24 protein-coding genes, 1 other RNA gene and 1 riboswitch are annotated in these 22,409 nt (G+C 67.0%); of the genes, 7 read left to right on the top strand and 18 right to left on the bottom strand.

Annotated features, from left to right (window positions below):
* Positions 1 to 228: 228 nt before the first annotated feature.
* The 6 genes from secD to rimP all read right to left on the bottom strand — a co-directional run bounded on the left by secD (position 229) and on the right by rimP (position 6,391).
* A complete protein-coding gene (gene secD, locus A0O31_RS01280) occupies positions 229 to 2,436 on the bottom strand; it encodes a protein translocase subunit SecD (protein ID WP_071676342.1) in 2,208 nt (735 codons plus the stop codon).
* Between the two features lie 107 nt (positions 2,437 to 2,543).
* On the bottom strand, positions 2,544 to 2,831 hold the full coding sequence (locus A0O31_RS01275; RefSeq protein ID WP_071676341.1) for a hypothetical protein: 288 nt from the start codon (positions 2,829 to 2,831) through the stop codon (positions 2,544 to 2,546).
* 3 nt (positions 2,832 to 2,834) lie between these two features.
* A complete protein-coding gene (gene infB, locus A0O31_RS01270) occupies positions 2,835 to 4,550 on the bottom strand; it encodes a translation initiation factor IF-2 (RefSeq protein WP_071676340.1) in 1,716 nt (571 codons plus the stop codon).
* A complete protein-coding gene (locus A0O31_RS01265; RefSeq protein WP_071676339.1) occupies positions 4,519 to 4,794 on the bottom strand; it encodes a YlxR family protein in 276 nt (91 codons plus the stop codon). Before A0O31_RS01265 ends, infB begins: the two co-directional genes overlap by 32 nt.
* A complete protein-coding gene (gene nusA / locus A0O31_RS01260; protein ID WP_071676338.1) occupies positions 4,794 to 5,957 on the bottom strand; it encodes a transcription termination factor NusA in 1,164 nt (387 codons plus the stop codon). The genes A0O31_RS01265 and nusA overlap by 1 nt, the downstream gene beginning before the upstream one ends.
* Before the next feature lie 8 nt (positions 5,958 to 5,965).
* Complete coding sequence (gene rimP, locus A0O31_RS01255) at positions 5,966 to 6,391, bottom strand: ribosome maturation factor RimP (protein WP_237259014.1); 426 nt, start codon at positions 6,389 to 6,391, stop codon at positions 5,966 to 5,968.
* A gap of 158 nt (positions 6,392 to 6,549) precedes the next feature.
* Here rimP and ssrA point away from each other — a divergent pair.
* From ssrA to A0O31_RS01220, 7 genes are all read left to right on the top strand, one after another.
* Positions 6,550 to 6,899: a transfer-messenger RNA gene (gene ssrA / locus A0O31_RS01250) on the top strand.
* Between the two features lie 93 nt (positions 6,900 to 6,992).
* Positions 6,993 to 7,112: riboswitch (FMN riboswitch) on the top strand.
* 3 nt (positions 7,113 to 7,115) lie between these two features.
* Positions 7,116 to 8,249, top strand: coding sequence for a bifunctional diaminohydroxyphosphoribosylaminopyrimidine deaminase/5-amino-6-(5-phosphoribosylamino)uracil reductase RibD (gene ribD / locus A0O31_RS01245; protein ID WP_071677883.1), 1,134 nt, complete (start codon positions 7,116 to 7,118; stop codon positions 8,247 to 8,249).
* Positions 8,250 to 8,834, top strand: coding sequence for a riboflavin synthase (locus tag A0O31_RS01240; RefSeq protein ID WP_071676336.1), 585 nt, complete (start codon positions 8,250 to 8,252; stop codon positions 8,832 to 8,834).
* Complete coding sequence (locus A0O31_RS01235) at positions 8,834 to 10,033, top strand: bifunctional 3,4-dihydroxy-2-butanone-4-phosphate synthase/GTP cyclohydrolase II (RefSeq protein WP_071676335.1); 1,200 nt, start codon at positions 8,834 to 8,836, stop codon at positions 10,031 to 10,033. Before A0O31_RS01240 ends, A0O31_RS01235 begins: the two co-directional genes overlap by 1 nt.
* Before the next feature lies 1 nt (position 10,034).
* A complete protein-coding gene (locus A0O31_RS01230) occupies positions 10,035 to 12,176 on the top strand; it encodes a VWA domain-containing protein (protein WP_071676334.1) in 2,142 nt (713 codons plus the stop codon).
* A 22-nt stretch (positions 12,177 to 12,198) separates the two neighbouring features.
* Positions 12,199 to 13,110 (top strand): MBL fold metallo-hydrolase, encoded by a 912-nt coding sequence (locus A0O31_RS01225; RefSeq protein ID WP_084720294.1) that lies wholly within the window; start codon positions 12,199 to 12,201, stop codon positions 13,108 to 13,110.
* Between the two features lie 53 nt (positions 13,111 to 13,163).
* Entirely contained in the window at positions 13,164 to 13,541 is a 378-nt protein-coding gene (locus A0O31_RS01220) for a hypothetical protein (protein WP_071676333.1), read from the top strand.
* Here A0O31_RS01220 and A0O31_RS01215 read toward each other — a convergent pair.
* From A0O31_RS01215 to floA, 12 genes are all read right to left on the bottom strand, one after another.
* A complete protein-coding gene (locus A0O31_RS01215) occupies positions 13,462 to 13,950 on the bottom strand; it encodes a PaaI family thioesterase (RefSeq protein ID WP_071676332.1) in 489 nt (162 codons plus the stop codon). The genes A0O31_RS01220 and A0O31_RS01215 overlap by 80 nt on opposite strands.
* Positions 13,947 to 14,375, bottom strand: coding sequence for a cobalamin B12-binding domain-containing protein (locus tag A0O31_RS01210; protein ID WP_152024382.1), 429 nt, complete (start codon positions 14,373 to 14,375; stop codon positions 13,947 to 13,949). Before A0O31_RS01210 ends, A0O31_RS01215 begins: the two co-directional genes overlap by 4 nt.
* 10 nt (positions 14,376 to 14,385) lie before the next feature.
* Complete coding sequence (locus A0O31_RS01205) at positions 14,386 to 16,041, bottom strand: acyl-CoA mutase large subunit family protein (RefSeq protein ID WP_071676331.1); 1,656 nt, start codon at positions 16,039 to 16,041, stop codon at positions 14,386 to 14,388.
* A 54-nt stretch (positions 16,042 to 16,095) separates the two neighbouring features.
* Positions 16,096 to 16,962 (bottom strand): cation diffusion facilitator family transporter, encoded by an 867-nt coding sequence (locus A0O31_RS01200; RefSeq protein ID WP_071676330.1) that lies wholly within the window; start codon positions 16,960 to 16,962, stop codon positions 16,096 to 16,098.
* A 1-nt stretch (position 16,963) separates the two neighbouring features.
* The gene (gene lysS, locus A0O31_RS01195; protein WP_071676329.1) at positions 16,964 to 18,439 is read right to left on the bottom strand and encodes a lysine--tRNA ligase; all 1,476 of its coding nucleotides are present in this window, start codon (positions 18,437 to 18,439) and stop codon (positions 16,964 to 16,966) included.
* Complete coding sequence (locus A0O31_RS01190; RefSeq protein ID WP_071676328.1) at positions 18,436 to 18,906, bottom strand: GreA/GreB family elongation factor; 471 nt, start codon at positions 18,904 to 18,906, stop codon at positions 18,436 to 18,438. Before A0O31_RS01190 ends, lysS begins: the two co-directional genes overlap by 4 nt.
* A gap of 63 nt (positions 18,907 to 18,969) precedes the next feature.
* Positions 18,970 to 19,332 carry a hypothetical protein gene (locus tag A0O31_RS01185; RefSeq protein ID WP_071676327.1) on the bottom strand — a complete coding sequence of 121 codons (363 nt, stop codon included), beginning with the start codon at positions 19,330 to 19,332 and terminating at the stop codon, positions 18,970 to 18,972.
* 4 nt (positions 19,333 to 19,336) lie between these two features.
* Positions 19,337 to 19,735 carry a diacylglycerol kinase gene (locus tag A0O31_RS01180; protein ID WP_152024381.1) on the bottom strand — a complete coding sequence of 133 codons (399 nt, stop codon included), beginning with the start codon at positions 19,733 to 19,735 and terminating at the stop codon, positions 19,337 to 19,339.
* Positions 19,690 to 20,109, bottom strand: coding sequence for an rRNA maturation RNase YbeY (gene ybeY / locus A0O31_RS01175; protein WP_071676325.1), 420 nt, complete (start codon positions 20,107 to 20,109; stop codon positions 19,690 to 19,692). The genes A0O31_RS01180 and ybeY overlap by 46 nt, the downstream gene beginning before the upstream one ends.
* Positions 20,087 to 21,082 carry a PhoH family protein gene (locus A0O31_RS01170; protein WP_071676324.1) on the bottom strand — a complete coding sequence of 332 codons (996 nt, stop codon included), beginning with the start codon at positions 21,080 to 21,082 and terminating at the stop codon, positions 20,087 to 20,089. Before A0O31_RS01170 ends, ybeY begins: the two co-directional genes overlap by 23 nt.
* Complete coding sequence (locus A0O31_RS01165; RefSeq protein WP_071676323.1) at positions 21,046 to 21,435, bottom strand: hypothetical protein; 390 nt, start codon at positions 21,433 to 21,435, stop codon at positions 21,046 to 21,048. The genes A0O31_RS01170 and A0O31_RS01165 overlap by 37 nt, the downstream gene beginning before the upstream one ends.
* The gene (gene floA / locus A0O31_RS01160; protein ID WP_071676322.1) at positions 21,432 to 22,409 is read right to left on the bottom strand and encodes a flotillin-like protein FloA; all 978 of its coding nucleotides are present in this window, start codon (positions 22,407 to 22,409) and stop codon (positions 21,432 to 21,434) included. The genes A0O31_RS01165 and floA overlap by 4 nt, the downstream gene beginning before the upstream one ends.

Raw genomic sequence — 22,409 nt, 5'->3', positions numbered from 1 at the left:
CCCGCACCCGGGGAAGCGGAAAGGGCCTCGAGGAGGCCCTGGAGGGCAATAGAGCCGTGTTCTCCGGAGTGTTTTTCCATTTTGCACCGCTCTTGTCTGCCTTGGCGCTTGGAGGGGCTATGGCCCAGTCCGTGTAGACCACGCTACCACCTAGTCCTGCTTCCCCATCCCCATCTTTTCCCCAAAAAGAACCCGGGCCCGCCAGGGGCCCGGGGAGGAGTGGGAAGCCTAAGCCGCCCTTCTCGCTTGTTTCTGCCGAAGGTTCTTCCAGAACACCACCAGGGCGCTCACCACGTAGATGGAGCTATAGGTGCCCACGAAGATGCCCACGAAGATGGCGAGGGCGAAGTCCCGCAAGACGCTTCCTCCCAAGAAGAGGAGGGCCAGGATGGGGAGGAGGGTGGTGAGGCTCGTCATGAGGGTGCGGGACAGGGTCTGGTTGATGGAGCGGTTCACCAGCTCGGCGTAGGGCACGCCTCGGAGTAGCTTTTGGTTTTCCCGAATCCGGTCGGACACCACGATGGAGTCGTTGATGGAGTAGCCCACCACGGTAAGGAGGGCGGCGATGGTGGGGATGGAGAACTCCAGGTTCAAAAGGCTATACATCCCCGCCACGATGGCCACGTCGTGGGCCACGGCCAGCACGCTCGCCACCCCAAAGGTCCAGTCAAAGCGGAAGGCCACGTAGATGAGGATGAGCCCGAGGCCCACCAACACCGCCATGACCGCATTCCGGCGTAGCTCCGAGCCGATGGCCGGGCCCACGGTCTCCGAGGTGAGGACCGTGGCCTTGAGCTCCGCCGCAAGGAGCCTCTCTAGTTCCAAGCGCTTCTCGTCGGGGAGGGGGGGGAGCTTGACGGAAAACTCCTTGTGGTCCGCCACGGGGGCCTGCACCTCGGTGATGACCGCTTCTTTGGCGGGGAAGCCCTTTTCCTCCAGGAAGCGCCTCAGGGTGTCCACGCTGGTTTCGGGGGCGGTGCGCAGGGTGTAGGCGGTGCCTCCCGTGAAGTCAATGGAGTAGTTGAAGCCCTTGGTGAAGACCACCCCCGCCGCCAGGACCGAAAGGAGCAAGGTGGCCGCGGTGATGTACCGGGCGGGGCCCATGAAGTTGAAGCGGGGGTCCACGAGCCACATGGGGGGGCGGACTTCCCGCCGCTCTGCCAGGCGCTCCAGCAGGTAGCGGCTAAAGACCAGGTTGGAGAAGACGCTCGCCACCACCCCGATGGCCAGGACCACGGCGAAGCCCCGCACGGGCCCCGTGGCGTACTGGTAAAGGGCCGCCGCCGCCAGGAGGTGGGCGGCGTTCACGTCCAGGATGGTGAGGGTGGAGTGCTTGAAGCCTTCGGGGATGGCCTGGCGGAACCTTTTCCCGGCCCTGAGCTCCTCCTTGATGCGCTCAAAGGAGAGGACGTTCCCGTCCACCGCCGCCCCCAGGGTGAGGACGAGGCCGGCGATGCCCGGGAGGGTTAGGGTGGCCCCGAGCCCCGAGAGGAGGCCGAGGATAAGGGCGGAGGTGTAGAGGAGGCCTAAGGAGGCTACCAGGCCGAGGCTAGCCCCGTAGTAGGCAAAGATGAGGAGGAAGATGGCGAGCGTTCCGATTAAGGCCGAGCGGATGCCCGCCTGGATGGCGTCTTGGCCCAAGGTGGGGCCGATGGCCCGGATCTCCGCCACCTTAAGGGGCACGGGCAGGGCCCCTGAACGCAGGACCAGGGCAATCTCGCTGGCCTCCTCCAGGCCCGAAAGGCCCTCAATGACCGCCTGCCCTCCGGTGATGGCTTGGCGGATTACGGGGGCGGTGTAGACCTTGCCGTCCAGGACGATGGCGAGCTGCTTGCCCACGTTGGCCCGGGTCACCTCCTCAAACTTTTTGGCCCCTTCCGGGGTGAAGGTGAGGGCCACTTGGGGGCGGCCGAACTGGTCAAAGACCGCCCGGGCGTCCGCCAGGTCCGCCCCGGTGAGGAGGGGTGGGCCTAGGTCCTCGGGCTTGATGAGGTCCTTTTCCAGCTCTTCCCGCTTGAGCCGCGGGTTTTCCCTAAGGGCCTGGTTGATCTGGGCCACGGTGGTGCCGGTGGCCCCTTCCTTAAGGATGCGGAACTCCAGCACCGCCCGCTGGCCAATAAGCTTGAGCGCCCGGTCCTGGTCCGTCTGGGAGAGCCCAGGAAGCTCCACCACAATGCGCTTTTGGCCCTGGAGTTGAATCAGGGGTTCCGCCACCCCCAGGGCGTTGATGCGGTTTTCCAGGACGGTGCGGGCCTTTTCCAGGTCGTCGGGGGTGGGGTTTTCCACGTCCGCTTCCAGGACGATGCGCAACCCCCCTTTGAGGTCCAGGCCCAGCTTGATCTTGGGCTCGCTCGGTGCCCAAGGTTTCCAGACAAACAAAAGGGAAAGGAGGAAGAGGGATAGGAGGAAGAGTCCTTGCAGTAGCTTGCGGTTCATGGTCGCTCCTTCGGGATAAAGCCACACGCCTTTAGCCGGGGGAAGGCCCACAGGACCCCCAACCTTGGCGCCCCCTTCCCGTAAGGCGCCAAGGGCGGGGAAGGGGCCTAGCCGCCCTCCAACTGGAGCTTCCTATAGAGCAAGTAAAGGCCGGGTTGGGGCAGGGCCTTCCTTACGGCAGGGAAGGGGTTGCCCCTAGGCCGGGGTGCGCGGGGCGGGGTGGGCCGGCTTACGTTCCCCCAAAGGGGCGGTGCAACGCCCCCGCCCCGGTCTTCCTTCAGCACGGGGATGGGGCCTTTGGCCAAAAGCCCCACCTCCCCCTTGCCCGGGGAAGGGGAGAGGGCGAACCCCGGCAGGAGGAGGCTTAGGGCAGCCAGGAGCCTTAGGCCCCGCATGGCTTAGGCGGGCACCTCCACCATCTGGAAAGCCTCTAGAATATCCCCTTCTTGGAAGTCGTCAAAGCCCTCGAGGCCAATCCCACACTCGTACCCCTGGGCCACTTCCCGCACGTCCTCCTTGAAGCGCTTGAGGCTGGCGATGCGGCCTTTCCAAATCTCCTGCCCCTTGCGCAGGACCCGGATCTCGGCGTTGCGGGGGATTTTGCCTTGGGTCACCATGCACCCCGCCACCTGTTTGCCGGTGGGCAGGCGGAAGACGGCCCGCACCTCGGCTCGGCCCAGGATCTCTTCCTTGTACTGGGGCTCCTTCTGCCCCTTGACCATGGCCCGCACCTCGTCAATGAGGTCGTAGATGATGCGGAAGGTCTTGAGGAGGACGCCCTTTTGCTCCGCCGCCTTCTTCACCGAGCCCGGCGGGTTCACCCCGAAGGCCAGGATGGCGGCCCCCGCCGTCTGGGCCAAGAGGACGTCCGACTCCGTGGGGGCACCTACCTGGGCGAGGAGAACGTTGATCTTCACGTCCTCGGTGCTCTCCTTGGCCAGGATGTGCTGGATGGCTTCCAAGGAGCCTTGGGTGTCGGCCCGCAGGATGAGGTTGACCTCCTTCCTGCCCTCCTCCTGCAAGGCCCGGAGGAGGTCGGCCATGGTCCTGGGGCGGCGCTCCTTTTCCGCTTCTTCCCGGGCCCGGCGCTCCTCTTTCCGTTCCTCGGCGATCTCCTTGGCGGCCTCGAGGTCCGGGACCCACTCCACCACATCCCCGGCGTGGGGTAGTTCCTGGAAGCCCAAGACCTGCACGGCGCTCCCCGGGCCCGCCTCCTTGCGCTGGTTGCCGTCGGCGTCCATCATGGCCCGGATGCGCCCAAAGACCTCCCCGGCCACCACGTAGTCCCCCACCCGGAAGGTGCCTTCCTGCACCAGCATGTTGGCGATGATCCCCGCCTGCTTGTCCAACCTGGACTCCAGGATCACCCCACGGGGTTCGGCGTTGGGGTCGGCCCGGTAGTCCTCCAGCTCGGCGATGAGAAGGATCATCTCCAAAAGGTCCTGTACCCCTTGCCCCGTCTTGGCGCTGATGGGAATGATGATGGCGTCCCCGCCGTACTCCTCCGGGACGAAGCCCCGTTCCATGAGTTGCCGCTTCACCTTCTCGGGGTCGGCCTGGGGCAGGTCCATCTTGTTCAGGGCGAAGATCATCTTCGCCCCAGCGGCCTTGGCGTGGGCGATGGCCTCCTCGGTCTGGGGCATGACCCCGTCGTCGGCGGCGATGACGATGATGGCGATGTCCGCCACCTTGGCGCCCCGCTGGCGGATGGTGGTGAAGGCCTCGTGGCCCGGGGTGTCAATGAAGACCACGGTACCCTGGGGGGTCTTGACCTCAAAGGCCCCCACGTGCTGGGTGATCCCCCCCGCCTCCTTCTCGGCGATGCGGCTTTTGCGCAGGTAGTCCAAGAGGGTGGTCTTCCCGTGGTCCACGTGGCCCATGATGACCACCACGGGGGGGCGCCGGGGGAGGCTCTTCCTGCGCTCTTCCTCCGCCAGCTTCTCTTGAAGCCCCCGTTGCTCCCGCACGAGCTCCCGCACCGCCTCGGCGTCCTCTTCGGAAAGGGTAGAGGCGTGGGACTTATAGGGAACCCCCATCTGGTCCAGGAGCTCCAAAAGCTCCTCGTTTTCCATGCCCAGCTCTTTAGCCAGCTGGTAGATGCGTACTTTGGCCATCTTTACCTCCTAAATGGGCCCAAAGGGCCTCGGAAAGCGCCTTGGCCCGGGCCCCAGCGAAGCGTCTCAGCTTCTTTTCCGCCCAGCAGTCCGGGTTGTCGGGGCAGACGTAAGCCCCCCGGCCCGGAAGCTTGCCCGTGGGGTCCAGCCGGAACCCCTCGGGGGTCATGAGGATGCGCAAAAGCTCCCCCTTAGGCCGCCTTCTGCGGCAGGCCACGCACATGCGTAAGGGGACGTGCCGCATCACTCGGAAAGGTCCTTGAAGAGCTTTTCAAACTCCTCCCGGGCCCGGGTAGGCGCGCCCGCTTCCTCCTCGGCGGCCCGGCGGATGGCCTCGTCCAGGTCGGCAATCTCCGCCTCCTCAAAGTGAATGTCGTACCCCGTGAGCTTGGAGGCCAGGCGCACGTTCTGTCCCCCGGTGCCGATGGCCAGGGAGTGCTGGTCCTTGGTCACCTTCACCCGGGCCTTCCTCGTTTCCGGGTCCAGCTCAATGGAGCCCACCTGGGCGGGGGAGAGGGCGTTGCGGATGAACTCCTTGGGGTCCTTGGACCACAGGATGATGTCCACCTTCTCCCGGCCCAGCTCCGCCGAGACCGCCTGGATGCGCTGGCCCTTGTGGCCGATGCAGGCCCCGATGGGGTCCACGTTGGGGTTATGGCTCATCACCGCCACCTTGCTCCGGCGGCCAGGCTCCCGGGCGATGGCCTTAATCTCCACGATGCCCTCGGCGATCTCCGGGACCTCCTGTTTGAGGATGTGTTCCAGAAGTTTCTCGTGGGCCCGGCTCACGATGAGGGAAGGCCCCTTGGCGGAGCGGTCCACCTTCTTCAGGTAAACCTTGAGGCGTTGCCCAGGGTAGTACCTCTCCGTGGGAATCTGCTCGCTCTTGGGCAAATAGGCTTCGCCCCGGCCCAGCTCCACGAAGACGTTGCCCCGGTTGTCCACCCGGGTCACCACCCCCGTGAGCACCTGGCCCTCCTTGTCCTTGTACTCGTTGTAGATGCGGTTGCGCTCGGACTCCTTGAGGCGCTGGGTGAGAATCTGCCGCAGGTCCTGGATGGCCATGCGGGAAAGCCCCTCGGGGTCAATGGGGAACTCCATCTCGTCCCCCACCTGGACCTCGGGGTCGTACTGGAGGGCCTCGGAAAGGGCGATTTCCTTGTCCGGGTCCTCCACCTTCTCCACCACCTTGCGGACCTCCACCATCTCAATGCGCCCCGTCTGGGGGTCAATGTAAACGTCTACCTCGGGGCCCTTGCCGGCGTCCACCTCTTCCTTGCGGTAGCCCTTCTGCCGTTTGATGTAGGCCTTGCGCAGGGCCTCCTTGAAGGCCTCTAGGATCTCTTCGGTGCTCACGCCCCGCTCCAGGGCCAGCTGTTGCATGGCGTCAATGAATTCCCGGTTCATGCTTCCTCCTACCTAGGCTCCTCGGGCCACTCGGCCAGGTTGGCGCGGAAGGTGCCGAGCTTTAAGCGCTTCTCTTCGGACCCCACCTGGAAGACCACCTCTTCCCCCTCCACCCGCAGGATCCGCCCCACGAAGCCCTCGGGCCCGGGCACCTTGGCCTTTAGGCCCTGGAAGCGCTCAAAGTGGCGGCGGGTGAAGAGGGGGCGCTTGGGTCCGGGGGACTCCACCAAAAGCCGGTAGCTTCCCGGGATGGGGTCTTCCCGGTCCAAGGCGGCCTCTATGTGGCGGCTTGCCCGTTCCAGGTCGGCCACGGTGATGGGCTTTTCGTCCAGGCGCTCCAGGCGTACCAAGACCTCGCCCGGGGCTTCCTTCACCTCCAGGACCTGAAGGCCCAAGGCCTCCACCGCCTCTTCCACCAACCGCCAAAGGTCCACAGGCACCTCCCCACCTCCCTTCACAAAGGAAGGGTGGGCTTACACCCACCCCCCTCCCTTGGGAGCACTAGGCTCAGTTTACACCCAAGGGGCGCTTGACTACAACCCCTTTAGCCTGGTAGACTCAAGGTTGCCGGTCCGAGCCCGGCTTAAGACATGGGGGTGAACGGTCTCGACGGGGGCCGCCGAGGGCGTGGCTGCGCGCCGAGGTGCGGGTGGCCTCGTAAAAACCCGCAAAAGAATAAAGGCCAACAAGCCTGCTTACGCTCTCGCGGCTTAATGACCGCGACCTCGCCTGGAAGCCCCGCCGGGGGCTCGCCAGCGCGGGGACACGAAACCCGGCTAGCCGAGGGCCAGGCTCCGTAGCCCGAGGCGAAGCTTAACGGGGCTTGCTCCTGGCCGCCCGTCCGCGGGCCAAGCCAGGAGGACATCCGAAACGCGGACTACGCGCGTAGACGCCCGCCGTAGGGACCTTCGGACGGGGGTTCAACTCCCCCCACCTCCACCAAACGGGGCGCCCCAAGGGGCGCCCTAACCCTTTTGGGTAGTGAGGGACACATCTCCTTAGGCGGTCTTGGTAAAGTGGAGTAGGTGCCTTGGGCACCTCCTTCGGGGCGGGGTGGAAGTCCCCACCGGCGGTGAAAGCCCGCGAAGCCCTTAGGGGCCCGACCCGGTGGAATTCCGGGGCCGACGGTGAAAGTCCGGATGGGAGAAGGAGGGCCGTTTGCGCGAACTGGACGAGCGTTTCCTTAGGAGAGCCCTGCAGCTAGCGGAAAGGGCCCGCGGCCACACGAGTCCCAACCCCCTGGTGGGGGCGGTGCTGGTGCGGGAAGGGCGCATCGTGGGCGAGGGGTACCACCCCCGGGCGGGGGAGCCCCACGCCGAGGTCTTTGCCCTGAAGGAGGCGGGGGAGAGGGCCCGGGGGGCCACGGCTTACCTGACCCTGGAGCCCTGCGACCACCACGGCCGCACGCCCCCTTGTTCCTTGGCCCTCCTCGAGGCGGGGGTGGCGCGGGTGGTGGTGGCGGCCAGGGACGAGAACCCAGTGGCCCGGGGTGGCCTGGAGCGCCTGAGGCGGGCTGGGGTCCAGGTGGAGGAGGGCCTTTTGGCCGAGGAGGCGCGGCTCCAGAACGAGGCCTTCTTCACTGCCCTAAGGAAGGGGAGGCCCTTCGTCCTCCTGAAGGCCGCCCTCACCCTGGACGGGAAGGTGGCGGCCGCCTCGGGGGATGCCCGCCACGTGTCCTCGGAGGCGAGCCGCCGGGTGGCCCACGCCTACCGCCAGTGGCTCCCGGCGGTGGTGGTGGGGGTGGGCACGGTGCTACAGGACGACCCCGCCCTCACCGTGCGCCATCCCGACTTCCGCCCCTTTCCCCACATGTTGGAGCCGCCCCCCTTGCGGGACCCCCTCAAGGTGGTGCTGGACACGGAGGCCCGCACCCCCCCCACCGCCCGGCTCTTTGCCCCGGGGCCTCGAGGCGAGCCCGCCCGGGTCCTCCTCCTGGTGGGGCGAGGGGCTCCCAAGGAGCGGCTTTTGGCCTTGGAGCGGGCAGGGGCCCGGGTGGTGGAGCTCCCCCGGGAGGGGGGGCGGGTGAGCCCGGAGGTGGCCTTGGCCTTCCTCTGGGAGGAGGGGGTGGACGGGGTCTTGTTGGAAGGGGGGCCGAGGGTGGCGGGAGCTTTCTGGGCCCGGGGGCTGGTGGACAAGGTGGCCCTTTTCCTCGCCCCCAAGGTGGTGGGGGAGGGGAAGGGGTTTTTGGAGGGCGTGGCCCTCTCCCGTATGGCGGAGGCCTACCGGCTTCGCCTCGCGCGGCGGGAGTGGCTTGGGGAAGACCTTTGGCTAGAAGGGTACCTGGAGGTATAGGTGTTCACGGGGCTGGTGGAGGAAACCGGAGAGATCCTTAAGGTGGAGGAAGGCCCCTTCCTGCGGGTGCGGATCGCCGCCAAGGAGGTGCTTTCCGACCTGAAGGTGGGGGATTCCGTGGCGGTGGACGGGGTTTGCCTCACGGCGGTGGCGGTGGACGAGGAGGGGTTTTGGGTGGAGCTAGCCCAAGAAACCCTCCGCCGCACCGCCCCCACCTGGCGGGTGGGGCACAGGCCCAACCTGGAACGGGCCCTTAGGGTAGGGGACCGGCTTGGGGGCCACTTCGTCACCGGGCACGTGGACGGGGTGGCGGCCCTCATAGGGGTGCGGGAAGCCCCGGGGGCCAAGGACTTCTACTTTAGGCCCCCCAAGCCCCTTGCCCGCTACATCGCCGAGAAGGGGAGCGTGGCCCTAAACGGGGTTTCCCTCACGGTGGCGGGGCTTGAGGGGGAGGCTTTCTGGGTTACCTTGATCCCCCACACCCTAAAGGTCACCAACCTAGGAAGCCTCCGGGTGGGGGACGGGGTGAACCTGGAGGTGGACCTCATCGCCCGGTACGTGGAAAGGCTCATGCGGGGGGAGTGATGGAAGGCTTGGCCAGCGTCAAGGAGCTTTTGGAGGAACTCCGCCAGGGCCGCCCGGTGATCCTGGTGGACGACGAGGACCGGGAGAACGAGGGCGACCTCATCATGGCGGCGGAGCACGTGACCCCCGAGTGGGTGAACTTCATGCTGCGGGAGTGCCGGGGCCTCCTCTGCGTGGCCCTCACGGAGGAGAGGGCCAAGGCCCTGGACCTCCCCCTCATGGTGGAGCGGAACCAGGACCCCCAGGGCACCCGCTTCACCGTGAGCGTGGACGCCCGGGGGACCACCACGGGGATTTCCGCCTACGAGCGGGCGGCCACCATACGGCTCTTGGCCGACCCGGAGGCCACGGCCCAGGACTTCCGCCGCCCGGGGCACATCTTCCCCCTGGTGGCCCGGCCTGGGGGGGTGTTGCGCCGCGCCGGGCACACCGAGGCCACGGTGGACCTCCTGCGCCTCGCCGGGCTTACCCCGGTGGGAAGCCTCATTGAAATCCTCAAGGAGGACGGCACCATGGCCCGCTTGCCGGACCTTTTGGCGTTTGCCCGGCAGCACGGCCTCAAGGTGGGAACCATCGCCGACCTCATCCGCTACCGCCTGGAGAAGGGGGACCTCTACGTGCGCCGGGAGGCGGAGGCGGCCCTTCCCACCCGCTTTGGGGAGTTCCGCATCCTGGGGTACCGGGACACCCTCACGGGGGAGGAGCACGCCGCCTTGGTCATGGGTAGCTGGGAACCGGAGGAGCCCATTTTGGTGCGCATGCACTCGGAGTGCCTCACGGGGGATGCCCTCCACTCCCTCCGGTGCGACTGCGGCTTCCAGCGGGACCTGGCCCTGGAGCGCATCGCCCGGGAGGGGAAGGGGGTCTTGGTCTACCTCCGGCAGGAGGGGCGGGGAATTGGCCTCATCAACAAGATCCGCGCCTACCACCTCCAGGACCAGGGGCTGGACACGGTGGAGGCCAACCTGGCCCTGGGCTTCCCCCCGGACCTGAGGGACTACGGGGTGGGGGCGCAGATCCTCTACGACCTGGGGGTGCGGAAGATGCGCCTTTTGACCAACAACCCCCGCAAGGTGAAGGCCCTTTCCGGCTTCGGCATTGAGATCGTGGAGCGCATCCCCTTGAGGGCTGGGGACAACCCCTTCAACGAGCGCTACCTCCAGGCCAAGAAGGAGAAGCTGGGCCACTGGATGGACTAGCATGCCCCGGGGGACCCTCCTCCTAAGGGCTTCCGTTATCCTCCTGCTCCTCCTGGCCTTCCTGGACCCCCGCCTGCCCCTAAAGGGGCGGGTGGTCTACCTCCTGGACTTCTCCCCTTCCGCCCGGGAAAGCGTTTTCGCCGCGGCGGAGAGGCTTCCCAGGGACGGGGTCTACCTGGCCTTTGCCGAAAGGGTGGCCCGGCTCCCTAGTCCCACGGCGAGGAGACTGGACCTAGGGGAGGGGACGGACGTGCGGGCGGCCTTGGCGGAGGCCTTGCGCCTAGGGGCGGACCGGGTGGTCCTGGTCTCCGATGGGCTTTTCCCTCCCGTGCCCTCCCCCCTTCCCCTGGATGCGGTCTACGTGCCCCCGAGGCCCTTCGTGGCCCTGCGCCTCCTCCCTCCGCCCTTTCCCCTCCTGGGGGAGACGGTGGGGGTGCGGGTGGTCCTCGAGGCCCCCCTTCCCGCCGAGGTGCGGCTTCGGGTGGAGGGGCCGGGGGGTGCCTGGGAGCGGGCGCTTTGGGTGGAGGGGCGGGTGGCCCTGACCTACACCTTTCCCCTCCTGGAGGAAGGGGAGGTGCGGGCGGAGGCGGTGGGGCCCTGGGGGCGGAGCGAGGCCAGGGTGGAGGTGGCCCCTAAGGACCGGGCCAGGGCCCTGGTCCTGGGCGACCCCGCCCTGGCCCGCTACCTGGAGGCCCAGGGGTTTCAGGTGGAGGAAGGCCCCTTCCGGCTTCCCCTGGAGGCGGACCTGGTGGCGGTGGGCCTAGGGGTCTTGGACCTGCCCGAGGGGGCGCCCGAGGCCCTTAGGGACTACCTCCACCGGGGCGGGGGCCTCCTCTTCACCGCCACCCCCAAGGGGCTTTTCTTCGGCGGCTGGGACCGGGCCCTGCCCGAGGAGCTTCCCCTAAAGCCCCTGGGGCGGCAGGGGGCGGCCTTGGTCCTGGTCCTGGACACCTCGGGGAGCATGGAAGGGGAAAAGCTCGCCCTGGCGGTGGCGGCGGCCCTGGAGCTCGTGCGGAGCGCCGCCCCCGAGGATTACCTGGGGGTGGTGGTCTTCGCCTCGGGGCACAGGGTCCTCTTCCCCCCGAGGCCCATGACCGACCGGGCCAAGAAGGAGGCGGAAAGCCTCCTTCTCTCCCTACGGGCGGGCGGGGGCACGGTGCTGGGTGGGGCCTTCCGGGAGGCGGTGGGGCTTCTTGAGGGGGTAAGGGTGGCCCGCAAGGGGATTCTGGTCCTCACGGATGGCCTCATCGCCGACCCCAAAGAGCCCCTCCTGGCCCTGGCGGAGAGGGGTGGGGCGGAGGTTTCCGCCATCGCCTTGGGGGAGGATGCGGACCGCTCCTTTTTGGAGGAGCTCGCCAGGCGGGGTGGGGGCCGCTTCTACCGGGCGGCCACGGCCCGGGAGCTTCCCCGGCTATTCCTGCGGGAGGGGCAGGAGGTTTTTGGGAAGGAAGCGGTGGAGGGGCGGTTTCCCGTGGAGGCCCTTCCCCACCCCCTCACGGAGGGTTTCCTTTTCCCGCCCCTTTCCGTCCTCCTCCCGGCCCGGGCGGAGCCTTGGGCCGAGGTGCTCCTAAAAAGCGGGGAGCGGGTGGTTCTGGCCTTGGGGGAGCGGGGCGAGGGGCGGGTGGCGGCCCTGGCCACGGACCTTTCCCGTTCCTGGCGGGACTTTGAGGGGGCTTCCGCCTTCCTCGGGGGGCTTGCCCGGTACCTGGTGGGCGCGGGGCGGGCCCTCGCCCTCTACGCCTACCCCGAGGGGGAGGGGGTGCGGGTGGTGGCCTTAGGGCGGTTGGAGGCCCCGAGGCTCCTGGTGGGCGGCGAGGAAACCCCCATGGTGCCCACGGGGCCCCTGCGCTTTGAGGCCCGGGCGGGGGGTCCTGGGGTTCTCTTGGACGGGAAGCGGCGCATCCCCTTGGCCCTTCCCCTTCCCGGGGAGTGGACGCCCAGGGACGGGGCGGCCACCCTCAGGGCCATGGCGGAGGCGGCCGGCGGGCGGCTTCTCGGCCTGGAGGAGGTGGGCAGCCTCCCCACCAGGCCCCTTCCCCTAAGGCCCTACCTCCTTTGGGCGGCCTTGCTCCTTTTCCTCCTGGAGCGGGCCTGGGAGGCACGGGTGAGCCGGGGCACACTTTCCCAAGAACGTTTCGGCTAGCCTGGCGACGAAGGGGGTCAGTATGGACCGTAGGCGGTTTATCGGCCTTTCCGGTGTGCTCTTGGCGGGGCTTTCCCCCGCCTGGGGCCAGGGGCGCCCTCCCAAGGGGGTGAACGGGGGTGGGTTTTACCGCTTCGCCCTGGGGCGGGTGGCCGTCACCATCCTCTCCGATGGCCAGTCGGCCCCGGGGCCGCTCCTCCCCAACTGGGGGGCGAACCCCGAGCTCCAGGGGGAGTTCCGGCGCACCCTCCAGGAACACTTCCTCAACCCAGAGGCCACCCGCAACAACTTCAACCCCGTCCTCCTGGACCTAGGGGAGGCGAGGCTCTTGGTGGATACGGGCCGGGGGACGGGGGCTGGGGGGAGGCTTCTTGCCCACCTGGAACTCGCCGGCTACGCCCCCGAGGACATCACCCACGTCTTCCTCACCCACGGCCACCCCGACCACATCGGGGGGCTGGTGGACGGCGGGGGGAGGCCGGTCTTTCCCCAGGCGGTCCACCTCATGGGCCGGGTGGAGCTGGACTACTGGCTCAAGAACCCCTCCCAGGCGGTGGAGCGGGCCCTCCTTCCCTTGCGGGACCGTATCCGGCCCGTGGAGGATGGGGAGGAGATCCTCCCCGGGGTTAGGGCGGTGGCCTCCTTCGGCCACACCCCGGGGCACATGAGCCTCGAGGCCACCTCCGAGGGGAAAACGCTTTTCGTCTTCGGGGACGCCGCCGGGCACTACCTCCTTTCCCTGCGCTTTCCCCAGGCCTACCTCGGCTTTGACATGGACAAGGGGGAGGTGGTGCGCACCCGGGCCCGGCTTTTCAAGAAGGTGAGCGAGGAGAAAAGCCTCATCACCGCCTACCACTTCCCCTGGCCTGCCCTGGGGTACATCCGCCCGGAAGGGGAGGGGTACGCCTTCGTCCCCGCCTTCTTTGAGTTCTAGGGTGTGTGCAAAAATCACGCGGGCGGCCAGGGTGGCGGGGCTACGCTTAGGCCATGTTCCACTGGGACGACGATCTGGAACGCCGCATGCGGGCCGAATTGGCGCGGCGCGAGATGTGGGAGAAGCCCCTGAGGGAGGAGATTGGCAGGTTGCAGCTGGAGGTGTGGCGGCTCAAGCAGCTGGTCCAGCACCTGCAAGGGGACAAGGAGGCCCTCCGCTGGAAGGTGCGGGAGGTCCTCCTGGAGCGCGCTTTCCCCGAGGAGGAGCTCCTTTGGGCCAAAAGGGTGCTGGAGGAGGCCTGGCTGGAGCTGAGCCTCATGGGCTCCGAGCGGGCCTCCGAGGTGAGCCAGCTTATCCACCACCTGGAGCGGATTTGGAACGCCCGAAATCCTCGCCGATCAATATCAGAACCGCCTCCCCCCGAACCGTGAGGGCCCCCTCGGCGTAGAGTTCCGTCTCCACCACCACCTTCCTGCCCTTGACCTCCTTGGGCCGGCCCACCAGGAGGAGCTCGGGGCCTAGGGGCGTGGGCTTTAGGTAGTCCACCTTCAGGCTTGCGGTGACGAAGCGCAAGGGGTGGGCCTCGAGGCTAAGCCCTTCCGCCGCCGCTTTGGCGGCGGCGGCGGTGGCGGTGGAGTGGCAGTCCACCAAGGAGGCGAGGAGCCCCCCGTAGACGAAGCCGGGGAGGGCGGTGTGGTGGGGGCTTGGGGTGAAGCGGGTCTCGCTTTCCCCCTTTTCCCCATGCCAGTAGGTCTTGATGTGGAGGCCGTGGGCGTTCAGGTAGCCGCACCCGTAGCAGTGGGCCCACTCGGGAGGGTAGTAGAGCTGGACGGCCTTCATGCGAGCCCCTGGGCCTTCCAGCGTTCGGGAACTGCCTGCCGGAGGAAGTCCACGATGTCCTGGGTGCTGGTCCCGGGGCCAAAAATGGCCGCCACCCCGAGCTCCTTGAGCTTGGGCACGTCCTCGTCGGGGATGATGCCGCCCCCGAAGAGGAGGATGTCCGAGGCTCCCTGCTCCTCCAGAAGCCGCTTCACCTCGCGGAAGTAGTGCATGTGGGCCCCGGAGAGGATGGAAAGCCCGATGGCGTCCACGTCCTCCTGGATGGCGGCGGAGACGATCATCTCGGGGGTCTGGCGGAGCCCCGTGTAGATCACCTCCATCCCCGCATCCCGAAGGGCCCGGGCCACCACCTTGGCCCCCCGGTCGTGCCCGTCCAGGCCCGGTTTGGCGATGAGTACCCGTATGCGCCGGTCCATGCCTTGCATCCCAAACCTCCTACACGTAGGCGGGTTCCTGGTAGGTGCCGTAGACCTCCCGCAGGACGTCCATCATCTCCCCCAGGGTACAGTAGGCCAGGGCGCACTCCACGAAGTGGGGCATGGTGTTCTGGCCCTCCACCGCCGCCCGGCGCAGGCCCTCCAGGGCCGCTTCCACCCGCTTGGGGTCCCGCTCCCTGCGCACCCGGGCCAGGCGCTCCGCCTGCACCCTCTCCACCTCGGGGTCCACCAGTTGGATGGGCACCTTTAAGGGGATCTCGTCGGTGAAGGCGTTCACCCCCACGATGATGCGCTCTTTCCGCTCCACCTCCTGCTGGTAGCGGTAGCTGGCCTCGGCGAGCTCCCGAAGGAAGTACCCCTCCTCAATGGCCCGCACCACCCCGCCCATGCGGCGGATCTCCTCAATGATGGCCATGGCCTGGCGTTCCATCTCGTCCGTGAGCCACTCCACGTAGTAGCTTCCCGCCAGGGGGTCTATGGTGTGGGTGACGCCCGTCTCGTAGGCGATGATTTGCTGGGTCCTTAGGGCGATGGTGGCACTCTCCTCCGTGGGCAGGGCCAGGGCCTCGTCGTAGGCGTCGGTGTGCAGGCTGTTGGTACCCCCAAGGACCGCTGCCAAAGCCTGGATGGCCACCCGGGCGATGTTGTTCAGGGGTTGCTGGGCGGTGAGGGAAACCCCAGCCGTCTGGGCGTGGGTGCGGAGCATCCAGCTCGCCGGGTTCTTGGCCCCGTAGCGGTGGCGCATCTCCTTGGCCCAGATGCGCCTGGCCGCGCGGAACTTGGCGATCTCCTCAAAGAAATCGTTGTGCACGTCAAAGAAGAAGCTAATCCTCGGGGCGAACTCGTCCACGTCCAGGCCCCGCTTGAGGGCGGCTTCCACGTATTCAAAGCCGTCCGCCAGGGTCCAGGCGAGCTCCTGCACGGCGGTGCTCCCCGCCTCGCGGATGTGGTAGCCGGATACGGAGATGAAGTTCCACTTGGGGACGTTCTTGGGGCCCCACTCAAAGGTGTCAATCACCAGCTTGACGCTGGGCTCGGGGGGGAAGATGAACTCCTTCTGGGCGATGAACTCCTTGAGGATGTCGTTTTGGATGGTGCCCCCGAGCTTTTTCCAGTCGTAGCCCTTCTTCTTGGCCACCGCCAGGTACATGGCCCAGATGGCGTTGGCGGGGCTGTTGATGGTCATGGAGGTGGTGACCTCCTCGAGGTTGATGCCCTCAAAGAGGATCTCCATGTCCGCCAGGCTGGAGACCGCCACCCCGCACTTCCCCACCTCCCCCTTGGAAAGGGGGTGGTCGGAATCGTAGCCCATCAGGGTGGGGAGGTCAAAGGCCACGGAAAGCCCGGTCTGGCCCGCCTTGAGGAGTTTCTTAAAGCGCTCGTTGGTCTGCTCGGCGGTGCCGAAGCCGGCAAACATGCGCATGGTCCAGAGCTTGGAGCGGTACATGGAGCCGTAGACCCCCCGGGTGTAGGGGTACTCCCCCGGGTAGCCCCGCTTCTCCTCGTACTCCGGGTCCAGGACGCCGATGTCCTCCGGGGTGTAGAGGGGGTCTGGGGCGATGTCCGAGAGGGTGCGGTGGGCCACGGGCCTCTCGGGCATCTTCTCCAGGCTCTTTTGGTAGGTCTCCCTGAGCCAGTCGTGCTTCTTGCGCATGGGCCCTCCCTTTGCCCTAAAGTTTACGCTTTTTTGCGCTAGGGGAAAAGGGCGTTATGCCTGGCGCTCGCTTTCCGGCTCCACGTGGATGGTAACCACCAGGCCGGGCATCTCCGCCTCGAGGGCCCGCTCCAGCTCATCGCACAGGCGGTGGGCCTCCTCCACGCTCATCCTTCCCGGCACCACCAGGTGGAACTCCAAGAAGCTCTTGGGCCCGGCGCGGCGGGTCTTCAGGTCGTGCACTTCCAGGGCCCGCCCCCTCAGGTGGGCCTGGATCACGCCCTGGATGCGTTCCACCTCCTCGGGGGAAAGCCCCTCGTCCATGAGCCCCCCCACGGACTGCCGCACCAGGCGGAAACCCATGAGGAGGATGTTCCCCGCCACCAGGAGGGCCAAGAGGGGGTCCAGAACCCAAAACCCCGTGGGCCAAGCGAGCCCCACCCCCACCAGAACCCCCAAGGAGGTGAGGACATCGGAAAGCACATGGTACCCGTCGGCGGTGAGGGCGGGGGATCGGTGGCGGCGCCCTTCCCGAAGGAGGAAGTAGGCGAGAAGGGCGTTCAAGCCTGCGGCCAGGAGGCTCACGCCAAGCCCTAGGCCGAGGCCCTCCAGGGGTATAGGCCGAAGGAGGCGGGGAAGCGCCTCCTTGGCGATGAGAAGCGCCGCCCCTACCACCAAGACCCCCTCCAGCACGGCGGAGAAGTACTCCGCCTTGGTGTGGCCGAAGGGGTGGGTTTCGTCCGGGGGTTTCTGCGCCAGGCGGATGGCCAGGAGGGCGGCCAGGGCGGCGGCCACGTTCACCGTGGACTCCAGGGCATCGGAAAGGAGGGCCACAGAGCCCGTGAGGAAGTAGGCCAGGGCCTTGAGGCCCAGGACCAGGAGGGCCACCGCAAGGCTCGCCCAGGCGGCCCGTTCCGCCACCTTAGACCTCTTCTTCCGCCAGCTCCCGTTTGGGCTTGAGGAGGGGGAAGAGGAGCACGTCCCTTAAGGAGGGCTGGTCGGTGAGGATCATGGCCAGGCGGTCCAGGCCGAGGCCAAGCCCCGCCGCCGGGGGCATGCCGTACTCCAGGGCCAAGAGGAAGTCCTCGTCGGGCTCGGGGGCTTCCTCGTCCCCTTCCTTCCGCCTTCTCGCCTGTTCCAAGAAGCGCTCCCTTTGGTCCAGGGGGTCGTTGAGCTCGGAATAGGCGGGGGCGAGCTCCATGCCGGCGGCGTAAAGGTCCCACCGCTCGGTGAGCCCGGGCTTTTCCCGGTGGCGCTTGGCCAAGGGGCTAATGGCCAGGGGGAAGTCAAGGACGAAGGTGGGGTCCTGCAGGTGGGGCTCCACGTAGATGCCGAAGAGTTTGTCCAAAAGCTTGTAGCTCGGCACCTGGGCAAGCTCGGGGTGGTGGGCGTCGGCCCAGAGGCGAAGCCGATCCAGGTCCAGGGGGTCAAAGGGAAGGCCCGCCTTTTCCTTCAGGCTTTCCACGAAGGAGATGCGCTTAAAGGGCGGGGTGAAGTCCAGGATGCGGCCCTGGTAGGGCACCTGGTAGCTTCCGAAAAGGTGGAGGACGAGGCCCGAAAGGAGCTCCTCCACCAGGCTGGCCATGTCCTGGTAATCGGCGTAGGCCCAGTAGGCCTCCAGCATGGTGAACTCGGGGTTGTGGTTGTGGTCAATGCCCTCGTTGCGGAAGTTGCGCCCGATTTCAAAGACCTTTTCAAAGCCGCCCACCAGGAGCCTTTTGAGGTAGAGCTCCAAGGAGATGCGCAGGTAGAACTCGTGGTCTAGGGCGTTGTGGTAGGTCTTGAAGGGCCTCGCCTCGGCGCCGCCCGTGGTGGGTTGGAGGATGGGGGTTTCCACCTCCAGGAAGCCCTTGTCCTCAAAGAAGCGGCGGATGTAGCGCACCATGGCCGTGCGCCGCCGGAAGACCTCCCGCACCTCGGGGTTGACGATGAGGTCCAGGTAGCGCTGGCGGTAGCGGACCTCCTTGTCCCGGATGCCGTGCCACTTGTCCGGCAAGGGATGGAGGCATTTCACCAAGGGAGTCCAGGAGAGGACCTTAACCGTGACCTCCCCGGTTTTGGTGGTGAAGAGGGTGCCCCGGACCCCCAGGATGTCCCCCACGTCCAGCTTCTTGAGGAGCTCGTACTGGGGGGTGAGGTCTCTTTGGAAGTAGAGCTGGATCTTTCCGCTTTCGTCCAGTAGGTGGGCAAAGGTAACCTTGCCCATCCGCCTTACGGCCACGATGCGCCCCGCCAGGGAGACCTCCTCCGGCCACTCGGTTTCCGGGGGAGCCCCGGCTTTGGCCTTTAGGAGGTCCTGGGCGCGATCGGTCTTGGGGTAGCGGTAGGGGTAAGGGGCAAAGCCCGCCTCCACCAGGGCTTCCAGGTTGAGAAGGCGCTGGCGCGTCTGCTCGTTCATGCGTGTACCGCCACCACGCGGAACTCCTTCTTGCCCTTGGGGGTTTCCAGCGTCAGCACGTCCCCCACCCGGTGGCCCAGGAGGGCCTTGCCCATGGGGGAGGCGTCGGAGATCTTCATGGGGGTTTCCAGGACGCTGGCCTCGGCGGGGGAGACCACCTGTACCTCCAAGCGTTCCCCGGTCACGGGGTCTTCCAGCTCCACCACCGAGCCCAGCCCGATGACCTCGGTGGTGGCCTCCTCGAGGATGACCGCCCGGGAGAGGATGTCCTCCAAGGAGTCAATGCGGGCTTCAATGCGGGCCTTTTCCTGCTTGGCCGCTTCCAAGCCGGAGTCATCGTAATCGTCGGAGGATTCCATGAGCTCCTGCAGGATCTTGGTGGCCTCCTGGAGGCGCTCCCGCTCCTGCTCTAGCTGCTGCATGAGCCGCTCGTAGCCGGCTTTGGTTAGCTTTACCTCGCGCGCCATAGCTCACCTCGTAAGTCATGGAGGCCGGCCAAAGCCGACCTCCTTGGCCCAAGGGCCCCCTTCTCAGGTGAGTATACCCCGAAGGAGGATTTCCCTCAAACGTTCCGGCTCGGCGTGGCTGGCGCAGGAGGCGGTGTCCAGGCAAAGGACCAGGTAGCGGAGGTGGGTGTCCTTGCCCCCCACCGGGTGGCGGAAAAAGCCGAGGGCGCTTCCCGAGAGGTGGCGGCGGCAGGCTTCGCACACCTGGGGGCCATGGGCGGTGCCGGGGAGGGGTTCCAGTTCCAGCCGGAGCTCCGGGGGGCCCTTCTCCAGGATCACCACCCGGCCTTCCGCATCCCGGTAGTAGAGGATCTCCCCCAAGGGGAGGAGTTCAGGGGAGGTTCCTGGAAAGAGCTCCAGGATCATCTCCCGCTCTTCGTGGTCCATGGCCTTAGCTTAGCCCAAGGCGGGCGAGAAGGGGGGGTAGGAAAAGCCATAGCCCCGCGAGGAAGGCAAAGAGGCTCGCCAGGAGGACCGCCGCCGCCGCCGTGTCCTTCGCCCGCTTGGCCAGGGGGTGGTAGACGGGGCTTGCCAGGTCGGTGAGGGCCTCGAGAGCGGTGTTCACCAGCTCCAAGGAGAGGATGAGGGCGGTGAGGAGGAGGACGGGCACCAGGTTCACCCCAAGCCAAAGGGAGAGGCCCACCGCCAGAAGGCCCAAAAGGACCTCTATGCGAAAGTTCCGCTGCACCCGCCAGGCGTAGACCACGCCCTCCCAGGCGTAGCCGAAGGAGCGCACCACCCCCTTTAGAGGGCGAGGATCCTCTCTTGGACGCGGCGGAACCCTTCCCAATCCTCCTCCTTCTGGTGGTCGTGGCCCAAAAGGTGCCATAGCCCGTGGGCCGCCAAGACCAAGACCTCCTCCTCCAGGGAAGCGCCCCGGGCTTCCGCCTGGCGCCTGGCGGTGTCCAGGCTGATCCAGATGTCCCCCAGGTGGGGGGGGACAAAGGGGTCCCCGGGCTCGTAGTGGGGGAAGGAGAGGACGTCCGTGGCCTCGTCCTCCCCCCACCAGGCCCGCTTCAGGGCCCTAAGGCGGCGGTCCCCGCTGAGGATCACCGTCACCCCCTTGTCCCCCACGCCGAGCTCGGTCATGAGGGCCGCCAGCGCCCGGCGAAGCCGGGGCCTAAGGCCTTTGGGAGGGCGCTTATTGGCTACGATCGCCACCACGCTCGGCTTCCTCGTAGGCCTTGATGATGCGGGCCACCAGGGGGTGGCGCACCACGTCGGACTCTTTGAAGTAGATAAAGGCGATGCCCTCAATCCCCTTGAGGATGCGGGTGGCCTCAATGAGGCCCGACTTCTGGTGCTTGGGCAGGTCAATCTGGGTCACGTCCCCCGTGATGACCATCTTGGAGGAGAAGCCCATGCGGGTGAGGAACATCTTCATCTGCTCGGGGGTGGTGTTTTGCGCCTCGTCCAGGATGATGAAGGCGTCGTTTAAGGTCCGTCCCCGCATGAAGGCCAGGGGGGCCACCTCAATGATGCCCGACTGCAGGTACTGTTCAAAGCGCTCGGCGTCAATCATGTCAAAGAGGGCGTCGTAAAGGGGCCGGAGGTAGGGGTCCACCTTGGCTTGGATGTCCCCGGGCAAAAAGCCCAGCTTCTCCCCCGCCTCCACCGCCGGCCGGGTGAGGACGATGCGCTTCACCTTGCGGGCGCGGAGGTGGCTTACCGCCATGGCCACGGCCAAGTAGGTCTTCCCCGTGCCGGCGGGGCCGATGCCGAAGGTGATGTCGTGCTGGGCGATGGCTTCCACGTACCGCTTCTGGCCCGGGGTCTTGGGGCGAAGCCGCCCGGGAAGGCCGAGCTCCGTTTCCGGGGTGGTGGCCTGGTAAAGCCCCTCCCCCCCTTGCGCCAGGGCCACCGCCTGCTCCAGGGTGGGCTCGTCCAGCTCGGCCCCTTGCCTAAGGAGGGCGAGGAGGTCCCTAATGGACCGCTCGGCCACCGCCACCGCCTCGGGGTCGCCGGAAAGCTCCACCTGCTCCCCGCGCACCACAAGCCGAAGCCGCTCCCCGAAGGCCTCGCGGAAAAGGGCCCTAAGCTTCTTTAGGTTCTTGTCCGCATGGCCCAGGAAGGCCAGGGTTTCCTCGGGTTTTAGGGGGATCACAAGCCTTTGGGCTTCTTCAGGATTTCGTGCCATATCACCCCTTTGAGCAAGCTTTCCCGGTCCGTGGCGAGAAGGCGTTTCTTGGCGGGCTTTTCCCGCACTTCCTCCGCTATATCCTCCCGGAAGCGAACCTCCAAGCGCTCCCGTCCCGGTGTTATGGTCCTTTCCAGGCTTTCCCCTTCCCGGGAGGGTGGGGGGCTTGGGGGCAGGGCGGGCTTGGGCTTCGGCCTGGGTTTGGGCCTGGCCTTGGGCCTAGGGGGCTCGGGCAGGGGCAGGTCCTCGGGGAAGACCGGCGGGGCCTGGGGGCTTCTCCGCAACCCCTGCAGGGCGGGGAGGACGATGAAGAAGAGGAGAAAGAGGAGGCCCAAAAGGTCGTCCAGGCTCATTCCTCACCCTCGGGTTTGGCGGCGCGGCTGATGGATTCCCGCATGTCCGTGTCCGCCTCAATGTTCTTGAGGCGGTAGTAGTCCATGACCCCTAGGTTCCCTTGGCGCAAGGCTTCCGCCAGGGCTAGGGGCACCTGGGCCTGGGCCTCCACCAGCTTGGCCCGCATGGCCTCCACCAGGGCCCGGTTCTCCTGCTCCGCCGCCACGGCCATGGCCCGGCGCTCCTCTGCCTTGGCCTGGGCGATCTTCTTGTCCGCCTCCGCCTGGTCAATCTGAAGCTGCGCCCCGATGTTCTTGCCCACGTCCACGTCGGCGATGTCCACGGAGAGGATCTCAAAGGCGGTGCCGGCGTCCAGGCCCTTTTCCAGGACGGTCTTGGAGATGCGGTCGGGGTTTTCCAGGACCTCCTTGTGGGAGTTGGCGCTGCCGATGGTGGTCACGATGCCTTCCCCCACCCGGGCGATGATGGTTTCCTCCCCGGCCCCGCCCACCAGGCGGTCAATGTTGGCCCGCACCGTGACCCGGGCGGTGGCCAGAAGCTGGATCCCGTCCTTGGCCACGGCGGCCACCATGGGGGTCTGGATCACCTTAGGGTTCACGGAAACCCGGACCGCCTCCAGGACGTCCCGCCCCGCCAGGTCTATGGCCGCCGCCCGATCAAAGGTGAGCTTGATGCCCGCCTTGTCGGCGGCGATGAGGGCGTCCACCACCCGGTCCACGTTGCCTCCCGCCAGGTAGTGGGCCTCGAGGCGGTCCAGCCGCACGTCCAGCCCCGCCTTGGTGGCCTTGATAAGGGGGTAGATGATCTTGGCCGGGGGCACGCGCCTTAGGCGCATGGCCACCAGGGTCAAGAGGGGGACCCGGACCCCCGCCGCCCAGGCGGAGATCCAGAGGCCTACCGGGATGAAGCTGAAGAAGAGGAAGACGAAGACGAGGACCAAAAAGGCCAGAAAGAGCACGCCGAGTCCTTCCAT

Origin of the sequence: Thermus brockianus (assembly GCF_001880325.1) — a bacterium.
GTDB lineage: Bacteria > Deinococcota > Deinococci > Deinococcales > Thermaceae > Thermus > Thermus brockianus.
This window is presented reverse-complemented; position numbering and strand designations above follow the sequence as displayed.

Bases quoted from the DNA above. Each gene is read 5' to 3' on its own strand.
- secD (WP_071676342.1), bottom strand. From the start codon at position 2,436: ATGAACCGCAAGCTACTGCAAGGACTCTTCCTCCTATCCCTCTTCCTC.
- A0O31_RS01275 (WP_071676341.1), bottom strand. From the start codon at position 2,831: ATGCGGGGCCTAAGGCTCCTGGCTGCCCTAAGCCTCCTCCTGCCGGGG.
- infB (WP_071676340.1), bottom strand. From the start codon at position 4,550: ATGGCCAAAGTACGCATCTACCAGCTGGCTAAAGAGCTGGGCATGGAA.
- A0O31_RS01265 (WP_071676339.1), bottom strand. From the start codon at position 4,794: ATGCGGCACGTCCCCTTACGCATGTGCGTGGCCTGCCGCAGAAGGCGG.
- nusA (WP_071676338.1), bottom strand. From the start codon at position 5,957: ATGAACCGGGAATTCATTGACGCCATGCAACAGCTGGCCCTGGAGCGG.
- A0O31_RS01235 (WP_071676335.1), top strand. From the start codon at position 8,834: ATGGAAGGCTTGGCCAGCGTCAAGGAGCTTTTGGAGGAACTCCGCCAG.
- A0O31_RS01230 (WP_071676334.1), top strand. From the start codon at position 10,035: ATGCCCCGGGGGACCCTCCTCCTAAGGGCTTCCGTTATCCTCCTGCTC.
- A0O31_RS01225 (WP_084720294.1), top strand. From the start codon at position 12,199: ATGGACCGTAGGCGGTTTATCGGCCTTTCCGGTGTGCTCTTGGCGGGG.
- A0O31_RS01220 (WP_071676333.1), top strand. From the start codon at position 13,164: ATGTTCCACTGGGACGACGATCTGGAACGCCGCATGCGGGCCGAATTG.
- A0O31_RS01215 (WP_071676332.1), bottom strand. From the start codon at position 13,950: ATGAAGGCCGTCCAGCTCTACTACCCTCCCGAGTGGGCCCACTGCTAC.
- A0O31_RS01210 (WP_152024382.1), bottom strand. From the start codon at position 14,375: ATGCAAGGCATGGACCGGCGCATACGGGTACTCATCGCCAAACCGGGC.
- A0O31_RS01205 (WP_071676331.1), bottom strand. From the start codon at position 16,041: ATGCGCAAGAAGCACGACTGGCTCAGGGAGACCTACCAAAAGAGCCTG.
- lysS (WP_071676329.1), bottom strand. From the start codon at position 18,439: ATGAACGAGCAGACGCGCCAGCGCCTTCTCAACCTGGAAGCCCTGGTG.
- A0O31_RS01190 (WP_071676328.1), bottom strand. From the start codon at position 18,906: ATGGCGCGCGAGGTAAAGCTAACCAAAGCCGGCTACGAGCGGCTCATG.
- A0O31_RS01185 (WP_071676327.1), bottom strand. From the start codon at position 19,332: ATGGACCACGAAGAGCGGGAGATGATCCTGGAGCTCTTTCCAGGAACC.
- A0O31_RS01170 (WP_071676324.1), bottom strand. From the start codon at position 21,082: ATGGCACGAAATCCTGAAGAAGCCCAAAGGCTTGTGATCCCCCTAAAA.
- A0O31_RS01165 (WP_071676323.1), bottom strand. From the start codon at position 21,435: ATGAGCCTGGACGACCTTTTGGGCCTCCTCTTTCTCCTCTTCTTCATC.
- floA (WP_071676322.1), bottom strand. From the start codon at position 22,409: ATGGAAGGACTCGGCGTGCTCTTTCTGGCCTTTTTGGTCCTCGTCTTC.